This window comes from Ruegeria alba, from assembly GCF_022321465.1.
Lineage (GTDB): Bacteria > Pseudomonadota > Alphaproteobacteria > Rhodobacterales > Rhodobacteraceae > Ruegeria_B > Ruegeria_B alba.
Map to the genome: position 1 here is coordinate 160,245 of NZ_JAKOEM010000005.1, position 17,779 is coordinate 178,023.

Sequence of the window (17,779 nt, forward strand, 5' to 3'; positions counted from 1 at the left end):
AATGACTTAGACGCTTGCAGTCTTTGACCGCTTATCGTGGTCTAAACAAACTTCTAAACATTCCGTTTTTGTTCCGTTCTCTTTTGCTGTGCCTGAATGGCTCTGATCTTCTGTCGGACCTTCTTGGTGTAGTGCAGAACCATGGCTGGACTCTGGCCCGTCACAGCGGCGACAAGGTCGTCACTGCATCCAGCTTCGACCAGTTCACAGGCCGCGTTGTAGCGCCAACTGTGGATGTCGTAATCGACAGCGCCGATGCGCTCTCTGACGTTCCTTACCGCCTGCGATGCGCCACGATAGGACCAGCGGTTAGTTCCGCGCTCATTGGTAAGTATGAACACCGAATGCCGACTTGCAGCGCCAAGGGCTGCGTGCAGCTCTGGCAGGATTGGCACCCAGAGTTCCTTGCCGGTCTTATTCTGCCGAATGACAAACGCACCGTCCTGAATATCGGACCAGCGCATTTCCAGCACGTCCCCGATCCTCTGCCCTGTACCGACGCACAGCTCCATCACCAGCCGTTCTCTGGTGCCGAGTGGGCAATCCGCCCGATAGGCGTCCAGCAGTTCCAGCGGCCATGGCTCTCGCTCTGATTTCTCGGTCTTTAACTCGGGAACGCCCTTAGCGGGGTTTGTCTCCCGCCAACCGAGATCGACGCAGTACTCCATCAGCACACGGAGAACCCGCAGAGAGTAGTTTGCGAAATACGCCTTCTCAGCATTCGCATCGCGCAACCGGATCACATCCTTGCGCTTCATCGCCGCCGGGTTGGCGTCGCCCATGATGGACTTGAAAAAATCGAGATACTTGTCGTAGTCGAGCGCGGTACGCGGCTTCAGGCGCTTGTACTTGGGCGATCTGCGATAATGGTCAACTAAGGCGGAGAAATTGCGCGATACAACGCGCGGGGCCTGCCTCTCGCCCGACAGAATGTCCGCGTATTCTTTCCAAAACTCTGGTGTCCCGAATTCGTTCTGGAACTTGCGGGACGGCCAGCCACGACGTTGAAAGTAGATCCCGTTCCTTTGACGGTAGACGTGCTTGGGTAGCTCACGCTTTGCCATGACGCATCTCCAGCTTATCGAACTCGTCGATGGCCTCTCCGGTGGCAAGCAGTATCTCGATCCTGCGGCCTTCGACCGCGACAGAGCTGACCGACTTGCCCGCCCTCTCCAACGCACTGAGCAAACTGAGTGCCTTTTTCTCAATTGTTCCCAACGACATCGCCAGCTCCTTAACCCTTAAGTTCGCGCAGCCGGGTGGCTGAATGAGGCCTCGTCCTCATGCAAACTACTTGTAGGGTTGAGTCTAGAAACGCGATTCCGGGCAAGCAACCGAGCTTTTCAGTTGGTGTCACTAACTGCATATACCGCTTGAAACAATTCGTGATCGAAAATGGCACTTTTTGTAACGTTCCACGACTTCTGACGCCGCGCTGACGCGTCGAACAGAAGTGGTGTCACTAACTGCATATCCCAACAAGTAATGTATGCATGAGGTGGCCCGCCCCGCTCCTCCTCCGATACTTGAGGTCTCCGGAGGAACGGGGCTGTGTTGCTGCTAGGTCGCAGAACCGAGCCAGCGTCAATCAATGGAACAGACGCGCCAAATAGCTTGCTGGAGCGCCCTTGGTTCATTTTGCACGCAGGGAGTCACGGAATAACACTTCCGCGCCTCTGGGGCGCCTTCTAAACGGCTCTCCGCACGAATTCGCGTTGGGCGGGAAGCGGATTTTAGATGCAAGTGCAACTGTGCCGTGCACAAACCAGAGAAGCGGTCACTCGGAGTCGATAATCTCTCTATTCGTCGGATAGTCACCTAGGCTTTCACGGCCTCCACATCCTTTTATGCTTACTTTTTTTGCGAGGTTTTCCCTTGCCAGTGCGCTTTGAGGCTTCTTCTGCTGCACGGGTACGCTTACGTGCCATCAGAGCGTTGACCGGCGGATCATCAACTCCATCGGGTATGATCGGCTCATGCTCAGGCAGTAGGATTGTGCTATCTGGATCGTTCTCACCGATTTCCCAAGCCTGTCTTATGTGAAGATCGCGCTTAGCTAATGCCACCCCACTGACAAAATGCACGTCCTTGAAACCGTCTACAGATATCGCGGGCGCCAACAAGAACCCGCCAAAGTTCTGATACTCCCGAATAAACCTCTCAAGATTCTGAGGGTTTGGGTGTTCCATGTGCTTAATGCGTGAGATTGTGACCATCATCTCGCCTGGCTGCGATTTAGCCTTCTGCCAGTTGGCGCCAATTATTAGGCCGTAGCCGTGCGGATCACTGACCGTAAGACCTCTGACGATGGCAACGCGAATGGCATCATCGACATCTTCTTCACCGCACTGGTTACGCCAATCTTGGAAGATGCTCGTTGCCGCACCTTCGTTTTCAAAGATGAGCCCAAGGATCGGCGTTACGCCTGGGTACGTGCCCATGGCAACACCTATCCAGCCAGCTTTGTCCCACTTTTTCAGATTAATGGGTGATAATACCCGGCGCTGCCTGTGCGAGAGCCTATCAAAATCCACTAGATCGGGTGGGGGTTCCCCCTTGCCAGGATTGAAACCATCCTCATCACTTTCTTCGGACGGCTTGCTGGCCTCCACAACGCTTTGAAGTTTAGCCTTAAAACTTGCGCTGACGGTATCTTCGATGGGCTGCGCCTTGGCTACGAACTCTTCTAGCGTCTCCTCGCTCGGATTAGAAAAGACGTTTGTGGCGGTCGTCACCATGTCAGAGAAGATCAAAGCGCGGTTAAACCCTTCTTCCTGACCTGCGATGCGGTCAAGGAACCCTTCAACATCGCGGATCATTGTGAAGGTTGTGAGTACCCGCGCAAACATCTCCATGAAAGCATCGCGCATGGCAGGCATATACTCGCTAGCCCGCTCAAATCGCTTGGTGTTTACCAAAATCTCGCAGTAATTGTGATTTTCATCCTCTTGGAAAGACAGGAGCGGATGAGCGCTCGGGTCATCATGTGCAAGTGCACAGAACCTCAGTTCGATGGTGGCTGCCGTCGGGATGATTTCTTCATTCAGGCTTGTTGCAAGTAGCGCCTCTAGGAAGCCCAAAAAGCTCTGGGCAACCCTTACTGTTTGGAAATCGTTTTCTACAACAACCTTCCATTCGGCCCCTAAGAGCATTGAGTGAAGGACTGCGCTCTCGCCATCCCTTAGTTCAATCGTATCAGGGACTTGCTTCCTTGCGGGCTGCGAGAGCGCCTGGGAAATCATCTCCCAGATTTCTTCATCGGATGCTGAAACGGGAAAAAAATTCTCTTGTCTTAGCCGTTTGGTACCGCCCAGCAAAAAGTTGATCGCCAAGCACGACATGAGCAAACCAAGCTGCTCAAGATGATCGGGCAAATAGGCTAAAGTATTGATTTGGTTATTTGATACCTGAAGGAGTGCAATGGAAAGGATGATATCCCTTGTGTTTATCTCATCGCCGCCGGACTTATCCTCGGCCTCCCCTGCTTCTTCCTGCTGGCGGGCCTCCAAGATTTTTTCCAGCTTATAGAAGTAAAGGAAGCCTGGGACGTTACCGGTTCGCAGGCAATTCCATGTGAGCTGCGCGCTGATAACTCTCATGCCATTGCGCACGTGGATGCTGTGATCATCCTCAAAGCGCTTAAGAAGCATAGATAACAAGGACATAAGAGCGCAGTATTCCGCCCAAAATAATCCGCATGCGCCGTAGGCTTGCGCAAGGCCCCCTAGGCAAGATTCAAGATGGCGACGCTCTTCATACTTGATGAACCTCGCCATCGCCCTGCCAAGAAAGCGAATGGCATCATATGGATGATCAGCATGTATTTTCTGTATTCCGCGCTCATAGAGCTGCTGCCCTGCCGCGCTCTCGCTGTTTCTCTTCTCGACAATGGTTAGAACCGATTCAAAAACCTCATCATAGGCAGGATGCTCGCCGAACACCTGCCCAAAGAACTCGAATATCTCCCGAAACCTCTGAAACTGGAATCCGCCAAGATTCTGTGCGTCCTCAAATAGGCGGTCGATGTCTTGAAGGTGCTCGCCAACGCGCTCTGCATCTTCGCGCTCAAGTATGATCCGAACAAGGATCAGAAAGCCTCTCGCATTCGCAGCGTTATTAGGCCGGTCTATCTCTGCGGCCACGTTTTCCAAGTGACAAAGCAGACGATCTGTTCGTTCCTTGTGCTTATCGGGCTCTGTTAAGAGACCGTTTTCATTTAGGGAATTAAGCGATTGCCAGATATTGACGGCGCACTCCACATCCTCGCTGCGGTCGCTGGCAAGGGCAATTTCTTCGATTTCATCATAGAGCGATGAGACAGCTGAAAAGTCATTGAACCAGTAGCAAGCTGTCCAGGCGCGCTGATAGATGACCGATAGGATGAGGCGCTGAACGCCAACTTCGCGGGCATGGCGCTCTGCTCTCTCAAATCGGCCTTCTGTAATCTCACGCGTTTCTTCAAGCTCACGGCTATAGATGGCTGCTTCAAGGCAATCATCAACTAAATCAAGATCAACGCTTGGTCGCTGCGTGAGATCAGATATACGATTTTCTAGATGTTCTAGGGCTTCGATCTTTTCTTGATCGCCGCGCCCGATCTTTTTTCTGCTGTATGTTGGTACGCTGAGCCCAAGCGTATCAATGGCAATATCCTCATTGCCTTTATCGATTACCACTTCAACCAGCCAGCTACGGTCAAGAATCCGAACCGAAAAGCCGTGTTCTTTGGTCAGCTCATCTTCAAGTTCGGCGCGCTTGCGATCTGGGACAAACTGGTTGGTGACAAAGTAGGCCGCTCTATAATCGCGATTAGTTTCTGCGATTTTCTTGATGTCTGATTTGCATTTTGGCCGCCAGTCTTGCTTGGCACTAAAAGCAAACCCCCAACGCTCAGATGCGGCATCCACCCCAAGAAACCAGCGATCTGCAATCTCAGAGCTTACAGGGTAGGTCTCTGAGTCAACCTTGCTATCGCCGCCGCCCGTAGGCCCTGTCTGTGGTATCAGGTTGGGGCAAATCAGTTTCTGGCAGAGTTTTTTGGCAAAGTGCTCAAAGAGCTTTTCTTCGTTTCGGCTGGTGAGTGTATCAAGGTGATATTCAAAAAAGCCGCGCTCCAAGATTTGCTCATCCGCATCTTGGGTGTCGGAAAACTGCTCTGGCCGTCTTGCGCGCATGTAGTCGGAGGGCAATATGGCCTTTGGCATTATTTCACTGTTAGGTTCTTCCGTATCGGTCACACTGTAATTCCTTGCCGAAGGCGCAGCCGCCAATTGCTCGACCTTACTTCGCATACGATGTGTGCTGTCGCGCAAGCTGCCCTAGATGTAGCATCTTAGGCATGGCAGATTGCAACCGCAGTACGCAAGGGAAAGTGACCAGTCAATCATAAGACGGTCAAATGAGTCTCCTACGGAAACCAACGGAGCCTGCAAGCGCAACGCTTTGCCAAAGTGCCAGGAAAAACCGGCTGCTTGCAGCCGCAGCGAATGTCTCCTTCGACGGGCTGCAACGCAGCGTCGTGACGGGCCGACGGAGGTCGGCTTTGGGCCGATCGTTTCACTTGCTTTTTTCAAGCTGCAGCCTTTCGAACAGTTCCAGTTATCGTCTTACTGCGAGGCTGAATAGTCCGAAGAGGCGATCTAAACATTCCCCATCTGTTCTGCTGAATTTTTTCACCCGTCTAAGCAGATTATCATTTCTTATCAGTAGGATACCTAGTCTTGCAAATCCGTGTACACCGGTTCGATTCCGGTACTCGCCTCCATTTCTCCGAAAGCAGTTCCCCGAAAAGCGCTGACACTGTCCTCAAAGAGGTTCTCGGCGAATGCCCGCTTGTCAGGAATGCTCCTCGGCGGCGGTGGCGGCGAGCGCGCGGGTATAGGCCTTGAGCGCGTCTATATGATAGAGCGCACCGACCGGGGATTCGCTGCCGTCCTCTTCTCGGACCACAACCGGGATACAGGGATGTTCGTCGCGATCGAACCAGGGCATTGCCGCTTCGAGCGTGGCGCTGGCGGGCACGCAGACTCCGTCGGCGATCAGCGCCTCGCAGCCGGGGCGATCCAGACAGCGCGGATCGCCCAGTGGCCGCATCACCGCGCCTGTGCGCAGCATCGCCAGCAGATAGGCCTGCGGACCCGCCGCCAGGTGAACGTCGCGCCGCTCCAGTTGGGTCAGGAAAAAGGACCGGTCCACCAGCCGCGACGCCAGCGCCGTCGACATGCTGACCGAAACCATCACCGCCAGGCCGATCTGCCAGTCGCCGGTCAGTTCGAACACGATCAGCGTGGTCGAGATCGGCGCCCCAAGCACCGCCGCCGCCACCGCCCCCATCCCGGCAAAGGCATAAAGCGCATGGGTCCCCGACACATCCGGCAGCACCCGCGTGGCGATCAGGCCAAAGGCCAGCCCGGTCAGCGCTCCGATCATCAGCGAGGGCGAGAACACCCCGCCCCCCATGCGCCCGCCCATGGTCAGCGCCAGCGCCACCGTCTTAATCACCGCAAACAGGATCGCGGTGCCAAGCGCCATCTCACCGCTCAGCGCCAAGATCGTGGTCTCGTAACCGACCCCGATAATATGCGGGAACCAGATCGCAAGCAGTCCCAGTAGCGCGCCCGATACCGCCGGGCGCAGCCAGCGTGGCATGCGCAGGCTGTTCTGCACATGGGTGCCCAGGTCCTCGGCCAGAAAGATCGAGCGCATCAGCAACAGCGAAACCAGACCGCAGACCAGGCCCAGCAACAGAAAGGCGGGCAATTCCACGTAGAATTGCAGCGCGCCGGGGGTGTTGAGCGCAAATTCGGTTACATCGCCCCGGTCGAGCCGGTTGATCACGGTGCCCGCGACCGAGGCGATGACGATGGGCGCAAAGGCATGCACCGCGAAATGGCGCAGCACCACCTCGAGCGCAAACAGCGCCCCGGCGATGGGGGCGTTGAAGCTGGCCGAAACCGCCGCCGCCACCGCGCAGCCCAGAAGGTCGCGCCCGGTGATCCCGTCGGCATTGATGCGCTGGCAGACCCAGGTCGAGATCACCCCGGCCATATGCACCACCGGCCCCTCGCGCCCTGTCGATCCGCCCGAGCTGAGCGTGATCAGCGAGGCCAGCATCGAGCCGATCCCGGCCCGCATCTCGACCCGGCCATCGGTGAGCGCCGCACCCTCAATCACATCGGCGACCGAACGGACGCGACCATCGGGCGTGGTCTTGTGCAGGATCAGCCCGACCACCAGCCCGCCAAGGGTAGGGATCAGCAAAAGCCAGAACCAGGGCAGGTGTTCCGCATGGCTGTGCAACAGGCGCACACCCTCGTTGCCGTAAAGAACCGACTGCAAGGCATTGATTCCCTTGCGAAAAACAACCGCAGCCACACCGGCCGCCACGCCAATGGCAAGCGCGATGAACCAGAACTGGACCTGACTGGGACCGCGATGGCGCAATACCTGCCAGGCATCACCGATCTCGGCCTTGGCCTGAAGAAACTGCTGCACCAGAACAGTGCGGGTGGATTGGGTCATCACGCACTCGCGAAGGTCTTTTACCCTTACTAGGACACCGGGGACTGTCAGGAAAGGAAAAATCCGTTGAGTCTCACCGGCTTGCGCGCCAGTGTTGCCATCAGGCGTCGAGCAGGGCGCGGGCGGCGGCGCGGGCGGCCTCGGTCACGGTATCGCCCGACAGCATGCGGGCGATCTCGTCCTCCCGCTCGGGCTCCGACAGCGCCACCACGGTCGACAGGGTCGCGCCCGCCTCGACCCGTTTCTGCACCCTCCAGTGATGAGCGCCGCGCGCGGCCACCTGCGGCGAGTGGGTCACCACCAGCACCTGCCCCGCGCCTGCCAGCGCTTCGAGCCGCCGGCCCACCGCATCGGCGGTGGCGCCGCCGACGCCGCGGTCGATCTCGTCAAAGATCATCGTCTTGCCGCCATCATCGCCGCGCAGACAGACCTTGAGCGCCAGCAGAAAGCGGCTGAGTTCGCCGCCCGAGGCGATGCGGTTCAGCGGCCCGGCGGGCGCGCCGGGATTGGTGGCCACCTCGAATGCGACCGTGTCACGCCCCTCGGGGCCGGGCTCGCCCTCGGTGATCCGGGTCTGGAACACCGCGCGCTCCATCTTGAGCGGAGTCAATTCGTGCATCACCGCCGCGTCCAGTTCCCCGGCCGAGGCCTGGCGGGCCTGCGACAGCGCCGCCGACGCCGCCTCATAGGCGGCCTCGGCCTTGGCCAACGCCGCGCGTTGCGCCGCCAGATCGGCATCGCCCGCATCCAGTGCCGCCAGCTTGCCGCGCAGGGTGTCTGCAAACGGGCCCAGCTCGTCCGGGGCAACGCCATGCTTGCGCGCCAGCGCCCGGATCGCGAACAGACGTTCCTCCAGTTCTTCCAGCTCCGCCGGATTGAACTGGAGCGCATCCAGACAGTCTTCGACCCCCGACTGCGCCTCTCCCAGCTCGATCAGCGCCCGGCCCAGCGCCGCAACGGCGGTCTCCAGCCGACCCTCGGCCCTGTCGGCGACCCCGTCGAGCCAGCGGATCGCGTCGCTCATGGCGCCCTCGGCCCCATCGCTGCCGATCAGGGCAAAGGCGCGGGCGACATCGTCGCGGATACGTTCGGCCCCCTGCATCAGGCGGCGGCGGGCGTCCAACTCGGCCTCTTCTCCCGGCTGCGGGTCGAGCGTGTCGAGTTCTCCGACCGCGTGGCGCAGATATTCCTCTTCGGCGCGTACCGCCTCCAGCACCGCCTCGGTGGCCGCCACTGTCTTGCGGGCCTTGGATTGTGCGGACCAGGCCGCGCGAACCGCCTCAAGCTCGACCGTCAGACCGGCATATGTGTCCAGCATCGCCCGGTGGCCGCGCGGGTTCAGCAGGCCGCGGTCGTCATGCTGGCCATGCAGCTCGATCAGCGTCTCGGAAAGCGCCCGCAGCACCTCGCCGGAACAGCGGCGGTCGTTGACCCAGGCGGTCTTGCGCCCGTCGGCGGTGTTGACCCGGCGCATCAGCAGCGTGTCACCGCCGGGCAGGCCGGCCTCGGCCAGTACTGCATGGGCTGGGTGCCCGGGGACCAGATCGAACTCGGCGATGACCTCGCCCTGCTCGGCACCTTGGCGCACCAGTTCGGCCCGGCCCCGCCAGCCCAGCACAAAGCCCAGGCTGTCGAGCAGGATCGACTTGCCCGCCCCGGTCTCGCCGGTCAGCACGTTGAGACCGGGCCGGAAGTCCAACTCCAGCCTGTCGATGATCAGCATGTCCCGGATTTCAAGCGCCCGCAGCATCGTAAGCTCCGCAGGACGGGCCGATGGCCCGTCGCCCTGTTACAACCACTGCCCCTTGATCGACTGCCGGTAAATCTGGCTCAGCCAGTTGTTGCCGACATCGCGCATCTTCAGCCCGCGCGCGGTCAAGAGCTTGTAGCTCGCCTCGTACCATTCCGAGGATTGGTAGTTGTGACCCAGGATCGCGCCAGCCGTCTGCGCCTCTTCCACCAAACCCAGAGACAGATATGCCTCGACCAGGCGGTGCAGCGCCTCGGCTGTGTGGGTCGTGGTCTGGAAATCCTCGACCACAACGCGGAACCGGTTGATCGCCGCCGAATAATGCTGGCGGCGCAGGTAATAGCGGCCGATCTCCATCTCCTTGGCGGCAAGATGGTCGAAGGCCAGATCGAATTTCAGGATCGCCGAAGTGGCATATTCACTGTCGGGATAGACCTCGATCACCGTGCGCAGCGCCTGCAACGCCTGAAATGTCAGGCCCTGGTCGCGCCCGACCTCGTCGATCTGGTCGTAATAGCTGAGCGCCAGCAGATACTGGGCATAGGCCGCGTCCTCGTCCGCCGGGTAGAAGTCGATGTAACGCTGCGCGGCGGCACGGCTTTCGGGATAATCCTTGCCGGAATGATAGGCAAAGGCCTGCATGATCAGCGCGCGCTTGGCCCAGTTGGAATAGGGATAAAGCCGCTCGACCTCGGAAAAGTAATAGGCCGCGTCGTCGGTCCGCTTGACCGACAGCTCATATTCGCCGCGCTCGAATATCTGTTCCGGCGTATAGCCGTCCAGATTCTGGCTGCGGTCCGCCGCGGTGCGAAAACCACCGCCGTCGCAGGCCGCCAGGAACGTCGCCAAAAGAAGTGCGCCAACCAGTCTGGTACCTGCCCTGCTGCCAATCATACCGCTAGTCCTTGTCGTCTTGCGTGCGAGGTGTATCCCCCGTTTGGGCCTTGGTCTAGCACATTAAATTCCGCTGCAAAACGCCTTATAAGCATCGCCCGGCACGAGGCCGGGCGATCAGAGGTAAGTGCTGGGTGTATCTGGGCTGTTTCAGGCAACCCTGGGGATTTCAGCCCAGACCAGTCCTTGTCCGGGCAGGCGCGCTGCCTGTTCCGGGGTACACAGGACAGGACGAACTGCGCCCGGCGTTTCAAACAATGCCCTCAGCAGGGCGTTGGTCAGGGCGTGCCCGGCCTTCTCACCGACATAGCGGCCCAGAATCGGCCCCCCTGCCATGTAGAGATCGCCCAGCGCATCGAGCATCTTGTGACGCACCGCTTCATCGGCGTGACGCAGCCCCCCTGGCGTCAAGATTTCATCGCCGTCGACAACCACCGCGTTTTCGAGAGTGCCACCCAAAGCCAGACCGTTGGCGCGCATAGCCTCCACATCGCCGCGTCGACAAAAGGTACGGCTGTCGCTCAGTTCGCGTGCAAAGCTGCCGTTGCGCATATCCATGCGGCGGGTCTGGCGACCGATGGCGGCATCCTCGAAATCAATGGCGAATTCGATCTCCAGCCCATCCGACGGCATCAGCGTCGCGCGCGCACCGTCCTTTTCGACGGTAAGGGTCTTCAGCACTTCATAAGCCAAAACGGGAGAGGCCTGCTGCCGCACGCCGCGCGACATGATACCGCGCACGAAGTCGACCGCGGACCCATCCATAATCGGCACTTCAGGCCCGTCCAACTCGATCAGGGCATTATGCACGCCGCAACCCGCAAGTGCGGCCATGATGTGTTCAACCGTCGAGACCGACACTCCGGCGGCGTTCACCAGACGGGTGCACAGCGGGGTGCGGTCGACCAGATCATAAATCGCGGGGATCATCGCATCGCCGATCTCGATATCCGTCCGTTTGAACCAGATGCCGTATCCGGCTGCGGCTGGGCGAAGGGTCATGCGGACGGGTTTGCCCCCATGCAGACCAATGCCCTGGAAGGTGACCGAGGATTTCAGCGTATGTTGCAAGATAGGCCTCTGACGGTTGCCTACAGCCTCAAGGAGCTGTGTTGACCATCAGGTAAGTGAGCCTCGCTCAGGGCTCAACTCAATCTTTGTAACGGTTTGAAACATGCGGAAATCGGATAGGCGGAACCCCGCCTTCGAGAGTTCAACGTGCTGATATGTAACGTAAAAAGGCCGCCCTCAGGCGGCCTTGCTTGCTCTACTTGTGACCGCTATCAGTTGGCTTGACGGCGCAGGAAGGCGGGAATTTCGATCCGCTCTTGATCAGGGTCCACCTCGGAATGCGCGGGTGCCGTTGCGTCACTCGGGCGCATTACCGGCTGCTTTCGCGCTGGTGCAGCGCCTCGTTCGGCAGGCGTATCCGGTGCGTGTCCGGTCATCCGGTCGATCAACCGGTTGAAGCCGAAACGGGGCTTCTCTCCGGCTGGCTGCAACGGTGCCCGTTGCACCTGCTGAGGCGCTGCCGGCGGTACTTTTTGCGCCGCGGCCTGAAGCCGGCGCATCGCCTCGGGCGAAGGTGTGCCGGGTGCGGAAGCGCGCGGTGCAACAAAACTCTCGACCGCTGCTTCTTCTTCCTCGACATAGGCACGCGGTTGGAACGCGGGCACCTGGGGCTGATAGGCCGGCGGCGGCAAACCGTCATCGTCCAGCAGCTCCGGCTCGTCGCTTGTATCCAGGATATCTTCTCCCAGGTCATGGGCAGCGACTTGCTCGACATCCATGCCTTCGAAAAGGCTTGGTTCCTCGGCGACAAGCGCCACGGGTTCCTCGGCAGCAGGCTGTTCCAATGTCAGCGGCGCAGGCTTTTCTTCAGCAGCCACCCGATGCTTGAGCGGCGCATTCATTGGACGGCGCGGTACAGGCATATCATGTTGCACATCCACCGCGTCGATGCCGGTCGCAACGACCGACACCCGCATTGCGCCGTCCATCGAGGTATCCAAGGTCGAGCCAACGATGATATTGGCGTCAGGGTCGACCTTCTCGCGAATGATATTGGCCGCCTCGTCCAGTTCGAACAGAGTCAGGTCATGGCCGCCGGTGATGTTGATCAACACGCCCTTAGCGCCGTTCAGGCTGATTTCATCCAACAGCGGGTTGGCAATCGCCTTTTCGGCGGCCTGCACGGCGCGGTCCTCGCCTGCGGCCTCGCCGGTGCCCATCATCGCCTTGCCCATCTCGTCCATCACGGCGCGAACGTCGGCAAAGTCGAGGTTGATCAGGCCCGGGCGCACCATCAGGTCGGTCACGCCCTTGACGCCTTGATAGAGTACGTCGTCGGCCATGCTGAAGGCTTCGGTAAAGGTGGTCTTTTCGTTGGCCAGGCGGAACAGGTTCTGGTTCGGAATGATGATCAGCGTGTCGACCACCTTTTGCAGCGCGTCGACACCATCCTCAGCCTGACGCATGCGCTTTGCGCCTTCGAACTGGAACGGCTTGGTCACCACGCCCACGGTGAGCACACCCAGTTCCCGCGCGGCCTGCGCGATGATCGGAGCGGCGCCGGTGCCGGTGCCGCCACCCATGCCAGCGGTGATGAAGCACATATGCGCCCCGGCCAGATGATCAACGATCTGCTCGATGCTTTCTTCGGCGGCAGCGGCGCCCACTGTGGCTCGCGCTCCGGCGCCCAACCCTTCGGTCACCTTGACACCCAGCTGGATGCGCGAGGGCGCATGGCTCTGCTGTAGGGCCTGCGCGTCGGTATTGGCGACGACGAAATCGACGCCTTCCAGCTGTTTTTCAATCATGTTGTTGACGGCGTTGCCGCCAGCGCCCCCGACCCCGAAAACGGTGATCCGCGGCTTCAACTCATCCTGTCCGGGCATCGAAAGGTTCAATGTCATGCTCTGTCCGCCTGTTTTACCCCCGCCTTACACGGGATTTTTCTTACCTATCCACAGATAATCCTACTGATATTGCGACGGCTCGTCACGCCCAAATCGCAAAAAAGCCACAAAATATGGGCAGAAATTTGCCGTCTTTCCCGTTCTGTGGTGGAGATTGGCTATATTTGGTGGATCGCCGCAAAGGATACACTCCTCACGCACCGTCGATCTCGCCGCGCGCGGAAAGCGTGCTCGCGCACGCTACTTAGCAAACTTATCTGGGGGCTGCTCTGCCGCCTATTTTTGTCTTTTGCGGGCAAACTACAATCAAGACTTTGAAAAATCAAGGAATCCTTAGGCTACTTGACGCCTCCCATACAGATTTCTGCACTGGCGTCGCATCGGCGCCTCAAAATAGCGATAAGAGGCTGCCGACACGGCGAGCGTCCCGACCAGACAGGTCAAGAAAAACGGGACCCCACCCCAATCTGTCGCCGGGAACCCGGCAAACTTTGGAAAGAGCGAGTACATGACATGGCGCACCGGCACATGCAGCATGTATATGGAGTAGGACCATAGTCCCAACAAAACGGCCAGCCGCCCGCTTAGAACCAACGAGAGGATACCGCGATCCTGCCAGGTGGCTCCGACCATCAACGCGAAACAGACAACCAGAAGCACCGTATCGTTGCCCCGATGCAGCATCAGCAAGACGCTCACGACCAAGACCATCTGCGCCACCGAAAGCAAGCCACCGGACATGGCGGCGAACGTGTCGCGCAGACGAAACAGTAAGAGCCCGACCGCAAAGGCTGGCAAACCGCGCAGCAGACTAAGGCGTTCGTTCAGTGCCAGATCGTTCCCCGTCACCCACAGATAGCCGAGGCAGAGCGAAACCGATGCCAATAGAAGCAGCGCCGGAACCATCCGTCGTGACATGGTCAGAAAAAAAGGAAAACAAATATAGGCCATCCATTCGGCAGAAATCGACCAAGACGGATAGTTGAACACAAAGCGGTCAACAAACCCCCAAGCCTGCGTCAACGTCAGGTTCTGCACCAGATCTGGCCATTGACTTGCCATGGCCCCTGGGTCGGACCGGATCGTCAGCGCGACCATGATCGCAAGCGTCAGCAGGTGCAGCGGATAAATCCGCGCAAGGCGAAAGACAAGAAAGCGAGCATAGGTGCCTTGGTTCACCCCCCGCTCGAAACTCTCATCATAGACAAGAGCGAGGATAAAGCCGCTCAGGACAAAGAACAGATCGACGAAGACGTACGAGGTTGCAAAAAAACCTGTGTACCCGTCGGGGTCGGCAAAACCATGAAGATCATCGCGAAAATGGAAGATGACCACCAGAAGCGCCGCAATCCCGCGCAGTCCGGTATGTGATCGTATCTCGGTCATCGCCCTATCCCATTCGCCGAACGACCGCCCTACCAGTTATCGCGGAACCACTTGACCGCCCGACGCAACGAGCGCGCGGGATAGCGGTCGACCGGGACCTCGAAATCCCACCATTCGTCCTGCGGGTGGGCGGCAAACAGACTCAACCCCACCACCGAGGAAAACCCCGGCCCGGTGGCCGATTGCGGCAGGCCATGCACCCGCAAGGGACGGCCCAGGCGCACGCGCTGTCCCAGAATGCGGCTGGCCAGCCCATCAAGCCCCATGATCTGGCTGCCGCCGCCAGTCAGCACGATCTGCTGGCTTGGCAGATGTTCGAACCCGGCCGCATCCAGCCGCGCCCGCACCTCCTCAAGGATTTCTTCGACCCGCGGCCGCATGATGCCGATCAGCTCGGCCCGGCTGACGGTGCGGCGGTCATGCTCCCAGTCGCCGGTATCGCCGCCGATGTCGATCATCTCGCGGTCATCGGCCCCGGTGGCATGCACGCCGCCGGAAAAGGTCTTGATCCGCTCGGCGTTGGCGGTAGGCACGCCCAGCCCCATCGAGATATCGCCGGTCACGTGATCGCCGCCCATGCGCACGCAATCGGCATAGATCATGTGTTTCTTGAGAAAGATCGAAATGCTCGTGGTGCCGCCGCCCATGTCGATACAGGCGGCCCCCAGTTCCTGCTCGTCCTCGACCAGCGCCGAAACACCTGAAACATAGGCCGAGTTGGCGACGCCAGCCAGTTCCAGGTCACATCGCTTGATGCAATGGGCCAGGTTGCGGATCGCGGTGGCGTCCACCGTCAGCATATGCATGTCCACCGCCAGGCTCTGACCCAGTTGCCCGCGCGGGTCGATCAGGCCCGAGCGGTTGTCGAGCGCGAAGTTCACCGGCTGCGCATGCAGCACCTCGCGTCCGGCGCCGTATTCGGGCACCTCGCAGGCATTCAGCACCCGGCCGATCTCGGCCTCGGTCACCACCTGGGTTTCCAGTTCCACCTTGGCATCCAGCCCATAGGAGCGCGGGTTCGCCCCCGAGAAACAGGCGATCACGTGATCGACCCGGATATCGGCCATCTTCTGCGCCGCCTGCAATGCGGTGCGGATCGCGCGCTCGGTCTCCTGCATGGCGGTGATCTCGCCGAACTGCACCCCGCGTGAACGGGTGGTGGCGGCGCCGATCACCCGGAACCCGGTCTGGCCCGCCATCGAGCCGATGGCGCTGTCATCAGACAGGCGGCTGCTGCCGTCAAAGCGCAGGATCAGGCAGGAAATCTTGGAACTGCCCACATCCAGAATGGCCACCACGCCCCGCTGTATCGCCTGTTGGCGCATCTGACGCATTGCCCGCTGCGACTGATAGAGATCCGTCATCATCTGTCTTACTGCCCGTTTCCGCCCGTATTCCTGACCCGCAACCACTCGGCCGAGGCCGCCTCGGTCATGCGGATCGTGGGGCGTGTGCCCAGCCGCATGTCCACGACCGCGATATCGCGATCCAGCAATTCCTGCACTTCGTTCACCGCCAGCACCCGTTCCAGCGCCTGCACCGGGCGCTTGGCGGGCAACTGGATCGCCTGCCCCCGGTCCAGCACCAGGTCCCAGCGCCGTTCGCCCACCCAGACCAGGCCGCGCAACCGGTCGCCCAGCGGCTGAGCGGTCTGGATCAGGCGCAGCGCTTCGGCGACATTGGCATCGGCCCCCTCGCCCGCGATCAGCGGCAGGTCGGGGCGAGCCCCCCGTTCCGGCAGGTCATCCACATGGGCGCCGGTCTCGTCGAGCATCTCGACACCGGCACGGGTGCGCCAGACGACCGCCGGCTGCCGCTCGACCACGTCGACCTGCAACACGCCGCCGGGACGGATGCGCACCGTGGCGCTCTTGACCGGGTCCAGCCCCGCGATCACCTCACGGATTTGCTCGACATCCAGTTCGAACGAACTGATCGGAAAGTCTATCGGCACCACCTCGCGAATATCTGCCGCCAGATGGGTTCCGGCACCGTCGATGGCCATCAGGTTGACCATGAATTCGGGACGCTCCTGTATCGAGGCGCGAATATCGGCGACAAAGGCATTGAGCGCATCGCGCCGCTGTTCGCTGGCCAGAAACGCACTGCCCAGCGCAAAGACCAGGCAGAACGGCACCCCGATCCGCAGGCCAAGGCGGATGCCCGGTGTCAGCATCCAACGCTGAACCCGGTAGCTCAGCCGCGACGGCGCCGGGTCCGAGCGTTTGGGCGCCGGTTTCAGCCGCGACAACCCATCCAGCCGCAGGGCGCTGGCCAAAGGTGCTGCATCGCCCGCGCCGCTGTCAAAGTCGGCGTCCTGCCCGGCGGGCAGTTGTGGATGGAACCGGACCGGCAGCAGGAAGCGGCTCAGCGATCGCACGAGGCATCCTCCACCATCCAGGCGCAGAGCTGGCCGAACGTCATACCAGCGGCAATCGCCTGTTCGGGCGCCAGCGAGGTGGGCGTCATGCCCGGTTGCGTATTGGTCTCCAGCAGGAACAGCCCATCGACGCCCCGGCTTTCGTCCCAGCGGAAATCGGTCCGACTGAGGCCACGGCAGCCCAGCGCCTTGTGCGCGCGCAGGGCATAGTCCAGGCACAGTTCGAAGATTTCACGCGGTAGGTCAGCGGGGATCACATGGCGCGATCCGCCGGGGCTGTATTTGGCATGATAGTCATACCAGCCATCGGTCAGGATATCGGTCACACTCAGCGCCCGGTCGCCCAGCACGGTGGTCGACAACTCGCGGCCCGGAACATATTCCTCGACCATCAGGGTCGCAGGCAGGTCCGGCGCCAGGACCGGCGGACCATTCGCCGCCTCGGTCACGATATAGACGCCGACCGAGCTGCCTTCGTTATAGGGTTTGACCACATAGGGCGGTTGCATCAGATGGGCCGCCTCGATGGCGCCACGCTCGGCCAGCAGGCTGGCGGCGACCGGCAGTCCGGCAGCGCGATAGGCTTCCTTGCTGCGCTCCTTGTCCATCGCCAGGGCCGAGGCCAGAACACCCGAGCTGGTATAGGGGATGCGCAGCCATTCCAGCAGGCCCTGAACGCAGCCGTCCTCGCCCCAGCGACCATGCAATGCGTTAAAGACGACATCGGGCGCGATCGCGCGCAACCGGTCGCAGAGGTCGGGGCCAGCATCCAGCTCCACCACCTCGAAACCCTCTCCCCGCAGGGCGGCGGCGCATTCACGCCCCGAAACAAGCGAGACCTCGCGTTCGGCCGAGGGTCCGCCCATCAATACCGCCACCTTGGGGTTTGTCCTGCTCGACATACCCAATTCAGTGCCTCTATGTCATCCG

At 60.2% G+C, this 17,779-nt stretch carries 12 protein-coding genes; all 12 read right to left on the reverse strand.

The window, feature by feature from the left end:
- Positions 1-53: 53 nt before the first annotated feature.
- Positions 54-1,064, reverse strand: a complete 1,011-nt coding sequence (locus tag MB818_RS08695) for a tyrosine-type recombinase/integrase (RefSeq protein ID WP_238904809.1) — start codon at positions 1,062-1,064, stop codon at positions 54-56.
- The gene (locus MB818_RS08700) at positions 1,051-1,224 is read right to left on the reverse strand and encodes a hypothetical protein (RefSeq protein WP_238904810.1); all 174 of its coding nucleotides are present in this window, start codon (positions 1,222-1,224) and stop codon (positions 1,051-1,053) included. Before MB818_RS08700 ends, MB818_RS08695 begins: the two co-directional genes overlap by 14 nt.
- Before the next feature lie 602 nt (positions 1,225-1,826).
- A complete protein-coding gene (locus MB818_RS08705; RefSeq protein WP_238904811.1) occupies positions 1,827-5,237 on the reverse strand; it encodes a hypothetical protein in 3,411 nt (1,136 codons plus the stop codon).
- A gap of 598 nt (positions 5,238-5,835) precedes the next feature.
- The gene (locus MB818_RS08710) at positions 5,836-7,521 is read right to left on the reverse strand and encodes a chloride channel protein (RefSeq protein ID WP_238904813.1); all 1,686 of its coding nucleotides are present in this window, start codon (positions 7,519-7,521) and stop codon (positions 5,836-5,838) included.
- Between the two features lie 100 nt (positions 7,522-7,621).
- Entirely contained in the window at positions 7,622-9,271 is a 1,650-nt protein-coding gene (gene recN / locus MB818_RS08715; RefSeq protein ID WP_238904814.1) for a DNA repair protein RecN, read from the reverse strand.
- A gap of 39 nt (positions 9,272-9,310) precedes the next feature.
- Complete coding sequence (locus tag MB818_RS08720; protein WP_234137731.1) at positions 9,311-10,165, reverse strand: outer membrane protein assembly factor BamD; 855 nt, start codon at positions 10,163-10,165, stop codon at positions 9,311-9,313.
- Positions 10,166-10,315: 150 nt separating this feature from the next.
- Positions 10,316-11,236, reverse strand: coding sequence for a UDP-3-O-acyl-N-acetylglucosamine deacetylase (gene lpxC / locus MB818_RS08725; RefSeq protein WP_234137730.1), 921 nt, complete (start codon positions 11,234-11,236; stop codon positions 10,316-10,318).
- Between the two features lie 212 nt (positions 11,237-11,448).
- A complete protein-coding gene (gene ftsZ / locus MB818_RS08730) occupies positions 11,449-13,080 on the reverse strand; it encodes a cell division protein FtsZ (protein WP_234137729.1) in 1,632 nt (543 codons plus the stop codon).
- 336 nt (positions 13,081-13,416) lie between these two features.
- The gene (locus MB818_RS08735) at positions 13,417-14,469 is read right to left on the reverse strand and encodes an acyltransferase family protein (RefSeq protein ID WP_234137728.1); all 1,053 of its coding nucleotides are present in this window, start codon (positions 14,467-14,469) and stop codon (positions 13,417-13,419) included.
- A 29-nt stretch (positions 14,470-14,498) separates the two neighbouring features.
- A complete protein-coding gene (gene ftsA, locus MB818_RS08740; RefSeq protein WP_234138086.1) occupies positions 14,499-15,833 on the reverse strand; it encodes a cell division protein FtsA in 1,335 nt (444 codons plus the stop codon).
- A gap of 8 nt (positions 15,834-15,841) precedes the next feature.
- On the reverse strand, positions 15,842-16,849 hold the full coding sequence (locus MB818_RS08745; protein ID WP_430539534.1) for a cell division protein FtsQ/DivIB: 1,008 nt from the start codon (positions 16,847-16,849) through the stop codon (positions 15,842-15,844).
- A complete protein-coding gene (locus MB818_RS08750; RefSeq protein WP_238904816.1) occupies positions 16,837-17,757 on the reverse strand; it encodes a D-alanine--D-alanine ligase in 921 nt (306 codons plus the stop codon). The genes MB818_RS08745 and MB818_RS08750 overlap by 13 nt, the downstream gene beginning before the upstream one ends.
- Between the last annotated feature and the right edge of the window lie 22 nt (positions 17,758-17,779).